Raw genomic sequence first — 15408 nt, forward strand, 5'->3', positions numbered from 1 at the left:
CTCACCTCTGTACCTCCTCAAGGTCATACTGCGTCCATCAGCGCCGTCATATCTATGACGGATGACAACGCCCGCGCATGACAGAAAGGCGGACCTATGACAGTGCTACGGGTAGTACTCATGGTGCATGGGCTGATCACGCTGGCCGGCGCCGTCGTGCTCATGGTGTTCCCGACCGCTATCCCAGCCGTCGTGGGCATCACGCTCGAACGACCGGAGTATCTGCTTGCGTACCTCGTCGGTGCGGCCGAACTGGCGGTTGCGGTGCTGTCCTTCGGCGCGGCGCGGCTGACGGACTGGGCGGCGTTGCGGCTCATCGTCACGGCGCTGGTGGTGCTGCACCTGACGAGCGGTGTGCTCAACCTCGTCTACTTGGGATTGACTCAGCTGAACGGCACGATGATCGCCAACACCGTGGCACGCTTCGCCGTGGTCCTGGTGTTCGTCGCGGTGTGGCGATCGGCGCGCCGTCACCAGACGTAGGGCACCAACCGGAACCGCACCTTCTGCATGTACTCGCGGTAGCCGGCCAACTGCTGCCGCAGCATCTTCTCCTCGTCGGCGATGCGCACCGCGAGAATCAGCAGAGCGGGCAAAACGGCGACCAGGCCCCAGTACGAGTCCAGCGCAAGCGGAGTGCCGATCATCATCATCAGCGTTCCGGCGTACATCGGGTGGCGGACCACGCCGTACAGGCCCGTCGAGACCAGTGGCTGCTCGGACTCGACGGTGATAGTCGCTGCCGCATAGCTGTTCTGGATGACGACGAACTGAGCCGCCGTCAGACCTGTCCACACGAGTACGTCACCCAGCAGAACTACTGCAGTCGGCACCGTCGACCATCCGAAGCGATGGTCGAGTGCACTGGTCACCAGCACGGCTACCACCACCAGGACGGTCCCGGTGATGGCGACCTTCTGCACGGGTCGAGTCTCGGCGAACGGCCCCACCTTCATCCGTCGACGCAACGCCTCCGGGCGGTTGACCGCGAGATAGATGCTTGGCCCCATCGTGCCGAGGAGGAAGACGCCGATGAAAACCCAAGCGTGCCAATAGTCCAACGTTCCCGCCGGCAAGAACAGCGCTGCGGCGAAGAACACGAATCCGAAGACCGCGGACGCCAGCGTCTGCAGAGCAATCTTCATGAGAGCGCGTCCCGGCGGCGATAGAGCGCTCCGGCGAGCCACGTCGACGCCGCGGCGACGAAGACCATGACGACGAGCGTGGCCACCGGATAGCCGCTCGGCGCCGTGGTGCGGCTGACCGGTGACAGGTCGATCAGCCACTGCGGCAACCGCAGCAACGCCCCGAGGTAGAGCGAGGCGACGACGAAGGCCACCGCCAACCACCCAAGCCAGGGCCGCCGCACCGCGACGGCGAGCGCCGCCACCCCTGCCATCACGGCCATGGCAGGCAGGAAAGCCAAGCCGGCCAGGGTCAGCCGCAACACTGTCGCGGGCTCGCCGACGGCGATGCCCGCACCCAGCCCGTTGCCGAGACCCGCGAAGAACATCAGTACCACCGAACCGAGCAGCGCCGACCCGACCGCCGTCGAAAGCCAGCGCCACCGCGACACCGATCCGGCAAGCACCACCTCGCCCAGGCCGCGCTCCTCGTCGGTGTACACCCGCAGCACGGCGCCGACGACGTATGCGCTGGCCGCGGCCGCCAGAAACTGGGTCATCGTGGTGTAAACGCTGTCGGTGCCATGTTGCGCGATCACCCGCCGGATCACCTCGTTGCTTTCGGCAGCGTCGAGCAGGGACTTCGTCATCGACCCGAACGCGAGGCCGCCCAGGAACAACCCGATGGTCCAGCCGACGGTCTGACCGCGCTGCAGCGTCACATGCAGGCCCAGCACACCGTTGATCGGACGGGCGTCGGGGTGCTCGCCGGTCGACGGGAGCGTGCCGTCGTCGTACTGACGCCTGCCCTCGAAGACCGCGGCCAGCGCCGTCAACCCCATGATCAGCGCGACCAGGAGGGCGAACGGCCACCACCGCAGGTCGACGAACGCGCGCATCTGCTGAGCCCATGCGATCGGTGAGAGCCAACTCAGCGCACTGCCCGAGTTGTCGATGACGTCGCCGATCCCGCGGACCAGCGCCGCCACCGCCAGCGTGGCCATCGCGGCGCCGGTTGCAGTGCGCGCCTGCCGCCACAGCTGCGCGGTGACGGCGGCCACCGCACCGAACGCCATCGCCACCCCGATGACGCCGAGACACATTGCCGCCGTGTCGAGAAGGCCGAAGCCGCCGGCGGCCATCGCCAGCGTCATCGTCACCGCGAGCACCGCGTTGACCGCTCCGACGAGGATCAGTGCCGCCGCAGTCCGGGCATACCGACCGACGACCGATGACAACACCAACTCCGCTGCGCCGCTTTCCTCTTCGGCGCGCGTGTGGCGGATCACCGTGAGAATCGCGAGGATCGACGTCGCAACGATCAGCGTCAACATCAGCTCGTTCGCCATCATTGCGCCGAGGTCGGTCTCGTTGCGGCCGAACATCGGTCCGCCCATCATCATCCCGGCGGGCGTCTTCAGTAGGTCCACCCGCGTGACGCGTTGTGCCTCTTCGGGATAAGCCAGTTTCATCGCAGCCGGCGCATAGGCCATCAGCAGCGTCAGCACCGCCACCCAGATGCCCAGCCGGAGCCGGTCGCGGCGCAGCGCGAGCCGCAGCAGCAGGGCGGTCCCGGTCAGTGCGGAGGTAGGCGAGCCGCGTCGTACCACAGGCCGTGCAACAGCGGCGCTCGTCATCGCGCGGCCCCCTGGTACTCGCGCAGGAACATGTCTTCGAGCGAGGCCGGCGTGACGGTTAGGTCGAGGATCCCGAGTTCGCTGAGATGGCCCATCGCGTGGTCGAGCTCGTTGCGGTCGACCGAGAACGTGTAGTGGCCGTCGGTGATCGCGAAGTCGTGGACGAAAGGTGCGTCGTGAAGACGTCGGCCGTCCTGGCGGGTACGCACGGACACCGTCGTGCGCATCAGATGGCGCAACTCGGCCAGCGCGCCGGACCGCACCGTGCGGCCGGCCCGGATGATCGTGACGTGGTCGCAGAGTTTCTCGACTTCGGCCAGGATGTGGCTGGACAGCAGTACCGCTGCGCCGCGCTGGGTGACCTCGCCGACGCACTGCTGGAATACCTTCTCCATCAACGGATCCAGACCGGATGTCGGCTCGTCGAGGATGTAGAGCTCGGCATTGGTCGAGAAGGCGGCGACGATGGCGACCTTCTGTCGGTTGCCCTTGGAGTAGGCGCGGGCCTTCTTGTGCGGGTCGAGTTCGAACCGTTCGATCAGCTGATCACGGCGCGTCGTGTCGACGCCGTTGCCGCGAAGCCGGGCCAGGAAGTCGATCGCTTGCAGCCCGGTCAGGTTGGGCCACAGCGTCACGTCCCCCGGGACGTAGGCGATGCGGCGGTGCAGTGCCACCGCGTCCTGCCACGGATCGCCGCCGAGCAGTCGGACGCTGCCGCTGTCCGCCCGCAACAGCCCGAGCAACACGCGGATCGTGGTCGACTTGCCCGCGCCGTTCGGGCCGAGAAACCCGGCGATCTGGCCGGGCGCGACGGTCAGGTCCAACCCGTCGAGCGCCTTGGTGCGCCCGAATGCCTTGGACAGTCCGCGGATTTCGACTGCGGCCCGGCCAACGCTTTGGTCAGCCCGCCGCATTGGCCTGGCTGTCTGAGCCGTCATCGCGGTCTCCTTCCTGTGTGCTGAACGGAATGCCCTTCTCGCGCTGCTTGAGGAACGCCTCGTACATCGTCGAGTCGCTCATCAACCCCTTGGTGTAGAGCTCGAGCGCGGGCAGCACCATCTCCTCGCCGTAATCGCGAAGCACCTCGCGCAGATCGGTGGACGGGTGCAATTGCAGATACAGCAGGAAGCCTCCGCCGCTCGACAGCGACAGGAACCGAGCTCTGCCGTGGGGGTCGCGGCTCGGCTTGAGCAGACCGGAGCGCACGCCTTCCTCGATGTACTGCTCGGCGTTGTCGGTCATCTGCTGCCAGAACGCCTTGGCGAGCTCACCGCCGGACTGCATGCTGCGCACCAGATATTTCATCAGCGGCGCATAGGACTCGATCTCGGCCATCTGCCCGAGCCAGGTCGCCGGGTCGTGCGTCTGCAGCGACTCGGACTTGCTTTCGCGGATCACTTCGGCGACGTAGGCGTCACACGCCTTGCGCAGGCCCTCCTTCGAGCCGAAGTGGTGGATGACGAGCGCGGCCGACACCCCCGCGGTGTCCGCGACGGCCCGCAGGCCAACGCCGAATCCGTGTTCGCCCCACTGCTCGATGGCGGCATCGCGGATCCGCGCGACGGCGGTCCGATCGGCCGATGCTGAACGCATGTTTAGTAGACTAAACGCTCGTTCAGTCAACGGTCAAGGGCGCGCCGCTGCTCAGTAGCCGCGAGCGCGCACACTGGTACGCCTCAAGGGGCCAAAACCGTACGGGAGTGTGCGCTCGCCTGGCTTACTGGCGGTCAGTCGCGGGCGGCGGCCAGCAGGCCGTCGCCCAGCGGGATCAAAACCGGGGTGAGCCGCTCGTCCTCCGCGATCAGCCGGGCGGCCTCGCGCACGGCTGCGACCTCCGCGTCGTTGGCCGAAGCGTCACCGGCCCGCCCGCCGAGCGCCGCGCGGTGCAGGACGATTGCCCCGCCGGGGCGCAGCAGCCGGATGGCCTCGGCGACGAATTGCGGCTGGTCCAACGGGTCGGCGTCCACGAACACCAAGTCGTAGGACTCGTCGGCGAGCCGGGTCAGCACCTCCTGCGCGCGGCCGCTGATCAACCGGGTTCGCCCTGGCCCGATCCCGGCCTCGACGAACGCCTGCTTGGCGATGCGCTGGTGTTCGGGTTCGACGTCGATCGTGGTCAGAACCCCGTCCTCGCGCATGCCCGACAGCAGCCACAGGCCGCTGACCCCGGCGCCGGTGCCGACCTCGACCACGGCCTTGGCAGCCGTCAGCTTGGCGAACACGCACAGCAGCGCGCCGACGGCGGGGGTGACGGCACCCGCGCCGATGTCGAGCGCTCGTTCCCTCGCCGCTGCGACGATCGCGTCCTCGGAGATGGACTGCTCGGCGTGCGAGACTATCGATTCGGCACGGCTGTGCGGTCCGATGACATCGTCGCTGCCGGCCATGCCCGCAGCGTAGCCAACCGGTATCGGCCAGCCTCGCGACACGCCCGGTCCCGAACGCCGGATTACGCGGATTTCGGGGGGTTCGCGCAGGTCGAAAACGGGTAGAAAAGCATTCTCAGGAAAAGTTCAGTTTGCTCATATGCCAGGCACGGCACGGTCGGAGACGGTATGTCCCATGGAAAACGGCGAACTCTGGCTCCCAGGGGACGAACCGGGGAATACCGAGGCGCGTTTCCGCGTTGCGGCCGGTGACGAACCGCCACGCCGTGATGGCGGCTGTGATCAGGAGGATCTGACGACCACCATCAAGATGGCCCCGAGTTCCATGTCCCACCTCAAACAGTTGGCCGACGGTGACTGGGTCGAGCCTTCCGACGAACTGACCGGCACCGCGGTGTTCGACGCCACGGGCGACCAGGCGACGATGCCGTCCTGGGACGAGCTGGTGCGCCAGCACGCCGACCGGGTATACCGGCTGGCCTACCGCCTGGCGGGAAACCAGCACGACGCCGAGGACCTAACCCAGGAGACGTTCATCCGGGTGTTCCGGTCGTTGCAGAACTACCAGCCGGGCACGTTCGAGGGCTGGTTGCATCGCATCACCACGAACCTGTTCCTCGACATGGTGCGCAGGCGCGGCCGCATCCGCATGGAGGCGCTGCCCGAGGACTACGACCGGGTGCCCGCCGACGACCCGAACCCCGAACAGATCTATCACGACTCGCGGCTGGGTCCCGACCTGCAGGCGGCGCTGGATTCGCTGCCGCCGGAGTTTCGCGCCGCGGTCGTGCTGTGCGACATCGAGGGACTGTCCTACGAAGAGATCGGCGCCACGCTCGACGTGAAGCTGGGCACTGTGCGCAGCCGCATTCACCGGGGCAGGCAGGCCCTTCGTGAGTACTTGGCCAACCACAGCGACACCGCCGCCAAGACGGCCTGAGGTTCCGGGCTTGTGCACAGCGCGCCGCGCTACATTCGAGTGAGCACCGCAGAAACGCAGCGAGAGGAGCTGGGCCATGGTCGACCCGGGACACGTGTTCCGTCGGGCCTTCTCCTGGTTGCCCACCCAGTTCGCGTCCCAGAGTGACGCTCCGGTCGGTCCGCGGCAGTTCGGCTCCACCGAGCACCTGTCCACCGAGGCCATCGCCGCCTTCGTGGACGGCGAACTGCGTCTGACCCCACATCTGCGCGCCGCCCATCACTTGTCGCTGTGCCCGCAGTGTGCAGCCGAGGTCGACGCCCAGCGGCAGGCCCGCGAGGCGTTGCGGGGCTCGCGCCCTGTCGTCATGCCGAGCTCGCTGCTGGGCTTGTTGTCCGAGATCCCGCACCATGCTCCGCAGGAGCCGCCCGCCGAGACGCAGCAGTCACAGTTTGCTGACAGCGCGGAGCGTCTCCGGCGTAAGCGCCGGTAGGGTAAATGCGAAAACGAGCAGCGATCTGCGCCGGCGATGGCGGGCGCCTTCACAGAGGGTGATGAACGCGTGACCAATCTCGACCAGAACGAGCGCGAACGCCTAAAGCCGCGCCCCGTCTCGCGTCCGCCCGTCGATCCGGTGGCGCAGCGCGCCTTCGGCAGGCCCGACGGCGTCGACGGTTCGTTCGTCGGCCTCGACAAGTACCGAGACCAGGGCGAGTACACCCCGACGAACCAGCCGCCCGACCCGGTGTTGGCCGAGGCGTTCGGCAGGCCCTACGCCGGCGGCGACTCGCTGCAACGTCATCCCGCCGACGCCGGCGCGCTGGAGGCCGAGGGTGACGCGTCCGACGAGCCGGCCGATCCGTGGCGCGATCCGGCCGCCCCGGCCGCCCTTGGCGCCCCGGCGGTGCACGAGCCGCCGCGCTCTGCGGCAGACGTGCCGACGGGCAAGCTGGGGGTGCGCGACGTGCTGTTCGGCGGCAGGGTGTCTTATGTCGCGCTGGCGGTGCTGGCCATCGTCGCGTTGGTGATCGGCTTTGCCGGCGGCTGGGTCGGCCGCAAGACCGCCGAGGTGGTGGAGGCGTTCACCACCTCGAAGGTCACGCTCAACAACTCCGACGACGGCCCGCCACCCGAAGGTCGGATCGCGAAAGTCGCTGCAGCGGTTGCAGATTCGGTGGTCACCGTGGAGGCGACCAGCGATCAGGAAGGTTCGCAGGGCTCCGGTGTCGTGATCGACGGCCGCGGGTACATCGTGACCAACAACCACGTGATTTCCGAAGCCGCGAACAACCCCAGCAAGTACAAGATGAAGGTCGTCTTCAACGACGGCAAGGAAGTGCCCGCCAACCTCGTCGGTCGTGATCCCAAGACCGACCTCGCGGTGCTGAAGGTCGACAACGTGGACAACCTGACCGTCGCGCAGATGGGCGACTCGGACAAGCTGCGTGTCGGCGACGAGGTGATCGCCGCGGGCGCCCCGCTGGGCCTGCGCAGCACCGTCACCGCGGGCATCATCAGCGCGCTGCACCGCCCGGTGCCCCTGTCGGGCGACGGCTCGGACACCGACACGGTGATCGACGGTCTGCAGACAGATGCGCCGATCAACCACGGCAATTCCGGTGGCCCGCTGATCGACATGGAGGGCAACGTGATCGGCATCAACACCGCGGGCAAGTCGCTGTCCGAGAGCGCCAGCGGACTCGGCTTCGCGATCCCGGTCAACGAGGTCAAAGCGGTCGTCGAGTCGCTGATCCGCGACGGCAAGATCGCCCACCCGACGCTGGGCCTGACCGCCCGATCGGTCAGCAACAATGTCGCATCCGGTGCGCAAGTGGCCAACGTGAAGGCCGGCAGCCCCGCGGAGAGGGCGGGGATCCTCGAGAACGACGTCGTGGTCAAGGTCGGCGATCGGACCGTGGCCGACGCCGACGAGTTCGTCGTCGCGGTGCGCCAGCTGAAGATCGGTCAGGACGCGCCGATCGAGGTGGTCCGCGACGGGCGGCGGGTGACGCTGACCGTCAATCCGGGTCCCGACAACAGCGTGTAGCCGTGTTCGCCAACGTCGGCTGGGGCGAGATGCTGATCCTGGTGATCGCCGGTCTGGTGATCCTCGGGCCCGAGCGTCTGCCCGGCGCGATCCGGTGGACGACGGGTGCGCTGCGGCAGGCTCGCGATTACATCAGCGGGGCCACCAGCCAACTGCGCGAGGACCTCGGGCCGGAGTTCGACGACCTGCGCGAGCCGCTGAGTGAACTCAACAAATTGCGGGGGATGACGCCGCGCGCCGCCCTCACCAAGCACCTGCTCGACGGGGACGACTCGCTGTTCACCGGGAATTTCGACCGGCCGGCCGACAAACCGCTCAGCTCACCGGCGCCGACCCCGCAAGCCGCGGATACGCCCACGGCCCCGGATACACTCGCGACGACGCCGTTCGACACCGACGCGACCTAGCGCCTCGACGCCCGGGCTCAGATGAAGTACTGCTCGTCTCCGGACGGATATCCGCCGCCGTTGGTGGCGATGTGGACATGATCGAAGTGATTGGCGGTCTCGTTGCCGTAGTCCGCCGTCCAACTCGGCGCGCCGACGCCCGGATAGAAGCCCTGCCGCCAGATCACGTGGATCACGCCCCAGCGTTTTGCGTTCGCCAGGGCGAACCCGGCGATCTGGTTTCCGAGTGCGATGCCCTCTTCGCTGCCGTGGTTCGGGATCATCACGTCGAGGGCCAAGCCGTTTGGATGCCACTTCAGCGGATCCTGGCGATACCCGCCGATCGTCGTGACCTCGGGGAACAACACGCTGATAGCGCGGGCCACCCGAATGGTGTTGATTTGTAAGCCGCTTTCGGGCGCGATCCCGGCGGGCAACGCGAACGGGATTGCCGCGCTGGCGACGGGTGCACTGGCCGCGAGCAACTCGGCTTCGGTGGGACTGTTGACCGACGGCGCATCTGTCGGCGCAGCTTGGGGCACCGCGGCCGACGCGACCGGATTGTGCGCGGGCTGTTCGGCGGTCTGGGCCTGGAACAGGGCGGCCGAAAGCGCAATCGAGGCGACCAAGGCCAACAACCGACCCCGCCCCTTGGCTAACACCGTCCTACCCACGAACAGCACTGTATCGCCTTGTCCAACAGGCTGTGACGGACTTCGCCGTCGGACACGAGACCGTTATCGACCGGCGGGGTCCAGTCCCAGCGACATGCCCGCCAGTCCCCGCTTGCGACTGGCCAGGGCGTCGGCTACCCCGCGCAACTCCTTGCCCGAAGCGGAATCCGGCGCCGAGAGCACCAGCGGGACGCCGGAGTCGCCGGCTGTCACCAGAGCCGGGTCGAGCGGCACTTGGCCGAGCAAAGGCACGTCGGCGCCGATCGCGCGCGATAACCGCTCCGCGACCTGCTTGCCCCCGCCTTCGCCGAAGATCTGCATGGTCGTGCCGTCGGGGAGCAGCAGCCCCGACATGTTCTCCACCACGCCGACGATGCGCTGTCGGGTCTGTAGGGCGATCGCGCCGGCCCGCTCGGCCACTTCGGCGGCCGCCAGTTGCGGCGTCGTCACCACCAGAATCTCCGCGCCCGGGATCAACTGCGCCACCGAGATCGCGACATCGCCGGTGCCCGGCGGCAGGTCGAGCAGCAGCACATCGAGGTCGCCCCAGTAGACGTCGGCGAGAAACTGCTGCAATGCTCGGTGCAGCATCGGGCCGCGCCACACCACGGGCGTGTTGCCCTGGGTGAACATCGCGATCGAGATGACGCGCACATCGTGGGCCACGGGCGGCAGGATCATCGACTCGACCTGAGTGGGCCGGTCCGTGACGCCCATCATGCGCGGGACGGAATGCCCGTAGATGTCGGCGTCCAGCACGCCGACCGACATCCCGCGCGCGGCCATCGCCGCCGCGAGGTTCACGGTGATGCTGGACTTGCCGACACCGCCTTTGCCGGAGGCCACCGCGTAAACCCGGGTCAGCGAGCCGGGTTGAGCGAAGGGGATGACCGGCTCGCGCGAGTCGCCACGCAGTTGCTTGCGCAGTTCGGTGCGTTGTTCGTCGTTCATGACGTCGAGGCTGACTCGGACGGCTCCGGTGCCGGGGACGTCGGCGACGGCCCGACTGACCTGATCAGAGATCTCGGTCTTCTTCGGGCACGCGGCGGTGGTCAGGTACACCTCGACATGGACTGCGCCGTCGGGCTCGACGGTGACGTTCTTGACCATGCCGAGTTCGGTGATCGGCCGCCGCAGCTCCGGGTCGATGACCTTGGCCAGCGCACGGCGAACCGCGGCTTCCAGCTCAGGGGGCGATTGAGACATCACCGTCGAGTCTAGGCCGACGCGACGGCGGTCTCTAACCGACGGGTGCGGGTTCGGGTTGGGATGCCGGTCCGGGTGCCTCCGCCGGTCCCGGTGCTTGCGCTGATGCGGGCGCCGGTGCGGGTGCGGGCCCGGGCGGCGGTGCGATCGGAGCTGGCGGTGCCAGCGGAGCCGGACCGGGCGGGAGCAACGGCTGGGCGACCGCAGGCCCGCCGAGCGCGGGCTGCAGCGGCGGCGCCGGGTTGTCCTCGATGCAGAACACCGCGCACTCGGGCTTCGGCGGCTGCATCCACGGCGGTGTCCATGGCGGTGGCTGCGGTGGCGCCTGGGGCGTCGCCGGTGCTTGCGGAACGGGTCCCGGCAGCGGTCCGAGCCGCTGACCTGGGGCGAAGCCCGGTATGTTACCGATCTGGCTGGCGACGGCGTCACGCTCGAGCAAGGGCATCAGGGCCAGTGGGTCGTTGGCGGGCAGGCCGAGCGCGTTGATCGGCAGCCCCGGTCCGAGCCCCTGGTACTCGGTGAGGTCGGTGAGGTGCACGTTGCCGGTCGAAGCAGAATCGAGCGTGGGAACCGATCCGGTGATCGGGGGCAGATCCATCGGCACCACGCCGGTGGCGTAGGCCGCCGCCCAGCCCAGCACGTTGCGGGCGTAGGCCACCGAGTTGTTGTAACGCAGGATCGCCGACATCACGTGGGACGGGTCGCGCAGGTTCATGTTCCCGCTGCACAGATAACGCGCGGCGGCCAGGGTCGAGTCGAACAAGTTCTGCACTTCGGCCTTGCCGTCGCCGTCACCGTCGGAGGCGTAGCGCGACCAGGTGCCCGGAAGGAACTGCATGGGTCCCATCGCGCGGGCGTAGGTGACCCGGTTGGCGGTGCGGCTCTGCACGATGACTTCGTTGCCGGGCAGCGTGCCGTCCAGAGCCGGGCCGAAGATGGGGCGAACCGCGGTGCCGCTGGCATCGGTCGCGCCTCCGTTGGCGTGCATCGACTCGATACGGCCGATACCGGCCAATAGGTTCCAGCTGATGCCGCAACCGGGGTAGGCCGCGGCCATCATGCGTTCGGCGTTGCGGTAGGCCGACAGGGCCATCGCCGGAATACCCAGTGCCCCAGGCGAATTGACGACGGCCGCAGGTGGGGGAGAAGATGCCGTCGAGGCGGCGATGTGGAACGCGCTCGGCGTCTTGGTGACCGCGACCACCGACGCGCCGGACCGGGCGCCCGGTGACGGTTCCACCGCGGCCAGCGGCGTCACCGCAGCGTCGGAGACCGGCGTGCGTGGCGAAGGCGCAGATGCGCCGACGCTGCCTGCCAGAATGACCGGGGCGATGATCGCCACACCGAGGCCGGCGCGCATGCGGTTGGCAGAAACCAGCTCCTGGACTCGAGGGCCCGGGAGACGCATGAGGCGCCCCGTTTGGCGCCGCACGGCCCGCAGGGCGGCTCCTCCCCTTATGTGCACTCAACCGTCCTTGGGTCTGCGATCACTTTGTGAACCAAGTCACCATACCTACTAAGCAATCGCCGCGTTGCAGCAATGCGTTAGCTGCCTGCACCCGACTTTTTGGTTCGGCGCTCACCCGGATTGGCCCGACCGGCGCCGTCGTCGCCCGGATCCGGCGGCGGTTGCTGCAGCTGAGCCAGCATCTCGCGCATCTCCTCGAGCTCCCGACGCAGGTAGTCGCGGGTCACGACCTCACCGATCGCCAACCGCAGCGCCGCCAGTTCGCGAGCCAGGTATTCGGTGTCGGCCTTGGTCTGCAGGGCGCGGCGGCGGTCCTCGTCGAGCGATACCCGGTCCCGGTTCTCCTGACGGTTCTGCGCCAGCAGGATCAGTGGCGCCGCATACGCCGCCTGCGTGGAGAACGCGAGGTTGAGCAGGATGAACGGATACGGGTCCCAGCGCAGGCCGACGGCGAACAGGTTCAGCGCGATCCAGACGATCACGATGATGGTCTGCCAGGCCAGGTAGCGCCCGGTGCCCAGGTACCGGGCGATCGACTCGCTGAAGTTCCCGACCGCTTCGGGATCGACGTTGAAGGAGAACCGCCGAGAGGCCAGCGGCGTGTCGAGTCGGCTGCGGTCGGTCATGAGGTCCCTTCCACGCCGGTCAACTCGGGCTCGCCGGTCTCACGCCAGTCGTGGGGCAGCAGGTGGTCGAGCACGTCGTCGACGGAGACCGCGCCCAGCAGGTGGTTCTGCTCGTCGACGACCGGCCCGCAAACCAGGTTGTAGGCGGCGAAGTATCGCGTCACCGCCCCCAGGGAGTCCTCGGGCGACAGGTTCGGCAGGTCGGTGTCCACGATGCCGCTGACCAGGTCCGCGGGCGGCTCGCGCAGCAGCCGCTGCAGGTGCACACAGCCCAGGTAGTGGCCGGTGGGGGTGGCTGTCGGGGGCCGGCTGACGAACACCAATGAGGCCAGCGCCGGGGTGAGGTCAGGGTCGCGGACCCGTGCCAATGCCTCGGCGACCGTGGTGTCCGGTGCCACCACGATGGGTCCGGACGTCATCAGACCGCCCGCGGTGTCGGGGGAGTGCGACAGCAGACGGCGAACGTCCTCCGAATCCTCGGGGTCCATGCGGCGCAGGAACTGCTCGGCGTCGGTCGGCGTCATCGACCCCAGCAGGTCGGCCGCGTCGTCGGGGTCCATCGCCTCGAGGACGTCCGGGGCCCGCTCGGCCGGCAGCCGCCTCAGCACGTCAAGCTGATCGTCCTCGGGCAACTCCTGCAGCACGTCGGCCAGTCGCTCGTCGTCGAGGGCGTTGACCACCTCGTATCGGCGCTTGGCCGGCAGTTCCCGGATGGCCTCGGCCACCTCGACCGCGCGCTGGCCCGCGAACTGATCGAGCAGTTGCGCGACGCCCTGGTCGGGCATCGCGAGCCCGGACGGTGTCAACCCGTGCACGTGCTGCCAGTCCACGACGTGCACGTTGCTGCGCCTGCCGAGCCGTCGGTGTGGGCGGACCGCGACCTTGGTGACCGTCCAGTCGCGGGTGCGTGTCTGCTCGATGCCGAGGTCGACCACGATCACGTCGACGTTCGCCAGCTGCGGCAGGTCGGGATCGTCGACGCGCACCGGTGTTTCGATCACCTGTCCGAGGACGAGCACCTCACCCGGGCGTTGCGCGAACCGGCGCAACGACACACTGCCGGTGGCAAGCGTCACGGCGCCGGGCTCGATCGACGTCACCCGCAGGATGGGCACGAAAATCCTTCGCCGCGTAAGTAATTCGACCACCAAGCCGAGCACGCGCGGTTGCTGGCGCACGAGACTGATGCTGACCACCACGTCGCGGACGCGGCCGATGGACTCCCCGTCGGGGCCCAGCACCACCATTCCCGCGAGTCGGGCCGCATAGACCCTGTTCACCGCCGCCATGACTCAAAGGGTAAAGAGTGTAGTCGTGGAAAACCGGTATCGACCCCGCCGAACGGTGCTTTCCGTTCCCGGGAGCAGCGCGAAGATGGTCGAGAAGGCGAAGACCCTGTCCGTCGACGAGGTGTTCCTGGATCTCGAAGACGCCGTCGCACCGGAAGCCAAGGCCGAGGCCCGCACCCGGGTGGCGACCGCGCTCGCCGAGCCCGGGTGGGCCGGTCAGCTTCGCGGGGTGCGGGTCAACGACTGGACGACGCCGTGGACCTACGCCGACATCATCGAGGTGGTGTCGACGGTGGCGTCGTCACCGGCCGCGGCGCTGGACATCGTGGTCCTGCCCAAGGTCGCCGACGCCACCCACATCTACGCCCTGCACTTGTTGCTGAGCCAACTCGAGACCACCCACGGGCTGCCGGTCGGCGGCATCGGGATCGAGGCGCAGATCGAGAACGCGCAGGGGCTGACCAACATTGACGCGATCGCGACAGCACCGCGGGTGCAGGCGCTGGTGCTCGGACCCGCCGACATGGCGGCCAGCCTCAACATGCGCACGCTGGAGGTCGGCGAACAGCCGGAGGGCTACGACGTCGGTGATGCGCACCATCACGTGCTGATGCGGATTCTCGTCGCGGCGCGAACGCACGGCGTGCTGGCGATCGACGGCCCGTATCTGAAGATTCGCGATGTCGACGGCTTCCGCCGGGTGGCGGGCCGGTCCGCGGCGCTGGGTTACGACGGCAAATGGGTGCTGCATCCCGACCAGATCGCGGCGGGCAATGAGATTTTCAGTCCCCGGCAGAGGGACTACGACCACGCCGAGCTGATTCTCGAGGCATACGAGTGGCATACCTCCCGGGCGGGCGGTGCCAGGGGCGCGGTGATGCTGGGCGACGAGATGATCGACGAGGCGAGCCGAAAGATGGCCTTGGTGATCGCGGGGAAGGGTCGCGCCGCAGGCATGCAGCGCCAGGGCGAGCCGTTTCGCCCGCCGGCCTAGATGCGGCCTATGCGAAGGTGAAACTGCCCGCGAACAGAACCACGAAGAACAGCCAGTACAGCACCCACAGCACGATCGGAATTCCGCTGATGATGACGCCCGCGAGCGCAAGTCCGTAGCCGTCCTGGCCGCTGCGTCTCGTGTCGCGCATGGCGATGATCCCGAGAATCAGGCCGATTATCGACGGCAAGCCGCAGAACACCAGTGACACCAGCGAGATGACAAGAGCCGCTACGGCTATCCCATTGGTCCCTTGCGGTTTCATTCCGCGGTACGGGTCGTACGGCACCGGCGCATACGCGTAGCCGGCGGCCGGTCCGTAAGAAGGTGGGTAGACGGCGGGCGGCAAACCCGGATCGGCGGGGTAATCGACGGGCGGCGACTTCTGCCATGCACGCTCCTCGTCGCCGTCCTGGAACGGCTGCTTGTGGGGACCCGCCATGTTCAGCTACTACTCACCATCCCGACGAACCACAGTCCGCTCAACACCAAAGTGACCGCGCCGACGGCTATACCGGCGATGGCGAGACCGCGCCCACCCTCGTTTCTGTCGTTGATCTGGTTGAGCGCAACGATTCCCAGGACTATGCCTGCCAGCGAACCGATTCCGCACAGTGAGACGATCGAGCACACCAACGACGCGATCGCCAG

At 68.0% G+C, this 15408-nt stretch carries 18 protein-coding genes; 6 read left to right on the top strand and 12 right to left on the bottom strand.

Going from position 1 to position 15408, the window contains the following annotated elements:
- Positions 1 to 96 precede the first annotated feature (96 nt).
- The gene (locus tag QGN32_RS18295) at positions 97 to 483 is read left to right on the top strand and encodes a hypothetical protein (RefSeq protein WP_326545713.1); all 387 of its coding nucleotides are present in this window, start codon (positions 97 to 99) and stop codon (positions 481 to 483) included.
- Here QGN32_RS18295 and QGN32_RS18300 read toward each other — a convergent pair.
- The 5 genes from QGN32_RS18300 to QGN32_RS18320 all read right to left on the bottom strand — a co-directional run bounded on the left by QGN32_RS18300 (position 471) and on the right by QGN32_RS18320 (position 5148).
- On the bottom strand, positions 471 to 1145 hold the full coding sequence (locus QGN32_RS18300) for a methyltransferase family protein (RefSeq protein WP_326545714.1): 675 nt from the start codon (positions 1143 to 1145) through the stop codon (positions 471 to 473). The genes QGN32_RS18295 and QGN32_RS18300 overlap by 13 nt on opposite strands.
- Positions 1142 to 2761, bottom strand: a complete 1620-nt coding sequence (locus QGN32_RS18305) for an ABC transporter permease (protein ID WP_326545715.1) — start codon at positions 2759 to 2761, stop codon at positions 1142 to 1144. The genes QGN32_RS18300 and QGN32_RS18305 overlap by 4 nt, the downstream gene beginning before the upstream one ends.
- The gene (locus QGN32_RS18310; RefSeq protein WP_326545716.1) at positions 2758 to 3699 is read right to left on the bottom strand and encodes an ABC transporter ATP-binding protein; all 942 of its coding nucleotides are present in this window, start codon (positions 3697 to 3699) and stop codon (positions 2758 to 2760) included. Before QGN32_RS18310 ends, QGN32_RS18305 begins: the two co-directional genes overlap by 4 nt.
- Entirely contained in the window at positions 3662 to 4354 is a 693-nt protein-coding gene (locus QGN32_RS18315) for a TetR/AcrR family transcriptional regulator (protein WP_326545717.1), read from the bottom strand. Before QGN32_RS18315 ends, QGN32_RS18310 begins: the two co-directional genes overlap by 38 nt.
- A 134-nt stretch (positions 4355 to 4488) precedes the next feature.
- A complete protein-coding gene (locus QGN32_RS18320) occupies positions 4489 to 5148 on the bottom strand; it encodes an O-methyltransferase (protein WP_326545718.1) in 660 nt (219 codons plus the stop codon).
- A 175-nt stretch (positions 5149 to 5323) separates the two neighbouring features.
- Here QGN32_RS18320 and sigE point away from each other — a divergent pair, with 175 nt between their 5' ends.
- The 4 genes from sigE to tatB all read left to right on the top strand — a co-directional run bounded on the left by sigE (position 5324) and on the right by tatB (position 8521).
- Positions 5324 to 6088 carry an RNA polymerase sigma factor SigE gene (gene sigE, locus QGN32_RS18325; protein ID WP_326545719.1) on the top strand — a complete coding sequence of 255 codons (765 nt, stop codon included), beginning with the start codon at positions 5324 to 5326 and terminating at the stop codon, positions 6086 to 6088.
- A gap of 76 nt (positions 6089 to 6164) precedes the next feature.
- Positions 6165 to 6560: an anti-sigma E factor RseA gene (gene rseA, locus QGN32_RS18330; RefSeq protein WP_326545720.1), complete on the top strand. Its 396-nt coding sequence runs from the start codon at positions 6165 to 6167 to the stop codon at positions 6558 to 6560.
- A gap of 69 nt (positions 6561 to 6629) precedes the next feature.
- Complete coding sequence (gene htrA, locus QGN32_RS18335) at positions 6630 to 8114, top strand: serine protease HtrA (protein ID WP_326545721.1); 1485 nt, start codon at positions 6630 to 6632, stop codon at positions 8112 to 8114.
- A gap of 2 nt (positions 8115 to 8116) precedes the next feature.
- Positions 8117 to 8521 carry a Sec-independent protein translocase protein TatB gene (gene tatB, locus QGN32_RS18340; RefSeq protein ID WP_326545722.1) on the top strand — a complete coding sequence of 135 codons (405 nt, stop codon included), beginning with the start codon at positions 8117 to 8119 and terminating at the stop codon, positions 8519 to 8521.
- 17 nt (positions 8522 to 8538) lie between these two features.
- Here tatB and QGN32_RS18345 read toward each other — a convergent pair whose 3' ends face one another.
- From QGN32_RS18345 to QGN32_RS18365, 5 genes are all read right to left on the bottom strand, one after another.
- Positions 8539 to 9183, bottom strand: a complete 645-nt coding sequence (locus QGN32_RS18345) for a VldE C-terminal domain-containing protein (RefSeq protein ID WP_326545723.1) — start codon at positions 9181 to 9183, stop codon at positions 8539 to 8541.
- Between the two features lie 54 nt (positions 9184 to 9237).
- Positions 9238 to 10380: an Mrp/NBP35 family ATP-binding protein gene (locus tag QGN32_RS18350; protein WP_326545724.1), complete on the bottom strand. Its 1143-nt coding sequence runs from the start codon at positions 10378 to 10380 to the stop codon at positions 9238 to 9240.
- Between the two features lie 34 nt (positions 10381 to 10414).
- A complete protein-coding gene (locus tag QGN32_RS18355) occupies positions 10415 to 11788 on the bottom strand; it encodes a lytic transglycosylase domain-containing protein (protein WP_326545725.1) in 1374 nt (457 codons plus the stop codon).
- Between the two features lie 137 nt (positions 11789 to 11925).
- A complete protein-coding gene (locus QGN32_RS18360) occupies positions 11926 to 12474 on the bottom strand; it encodes a DUF1003 domain-containing protein (RefSeq protein ID WP_326545726.1) in 549 nt (182 codons plus the stop codon).
- Positions 12471 to 13763 carry a magnesium transporter MgtE N-terminal domain-containing protein gene (locus QGN32_RS18365; protein ID WP_326545727.1) on the bottom strand — a complete coding sequence of 431 codons (1293 nt, stop codon included), beginning with the start codon at positions 13761 to 13763 and terminating at the stop codon, positions 12471 to 12473. The genes QGN32_RS18360 and QGN32_RS18365 overlap by 4 nt, the downstream gene beginning before the upstream one ends.
- 25 nt (positions 13764 to 13788) lie before the next feature.
- Between QGN32_RS18365 and QGN32_RS18370 the strand changes: the two genes are divergently transcribed.
- Positions 13789 to 14757, top strand: coding sequence for an HpcH/HpaI aldolase/citrate lyase family protein (locus QGN32_RS18370; RefSeq protein WP_326545728.1), 969 nt, complete (start codon positions 13789 to 13791; stop codon positions 14755 to 14757).
- 7 nt (positions 14758 to 14764) lie between these two features.
- On the opposite strand, the gene QGN32_RS18375 is transcribed toward QGN32_RS18370, so the two are convergent.
- Positions 14765 to 15199 (bottom strand): DUF4190 domain-containing protein, encoded by a 435-nt coding sequence (locus tag QGN32_RS18375; protein ID WP_326545729.1) that lies wholly within the window; start codon positions 15197 to 15199, stop codon positions 14765 to 14767.
- Positions 15200 to 15201: 2 nt separating this feature from the next.
- Complete coding sequence (locus QGN32_RS18380; protein WP_326549139.1) at positions 15202 to 15381, bottom strand: DUF4190 domain-containing protein; 180 nt, start codon at positions 15379 to 15381, stop codon at positions 15202 to 15204.
- Positions 15382 to 15408 lie beyond the last annotated feature (27 nt).

This window comes from Mycolicibacterium sp. ND9-15 (assembly GCF_035918395.1).
In the GTDB taxonomy this organism is placed as follows: domain Bacteria; phylum Actinomycetota; class Actinomycetes; order Mycobacteriales; family Mycobacteriaceae; genus Mycobacterium.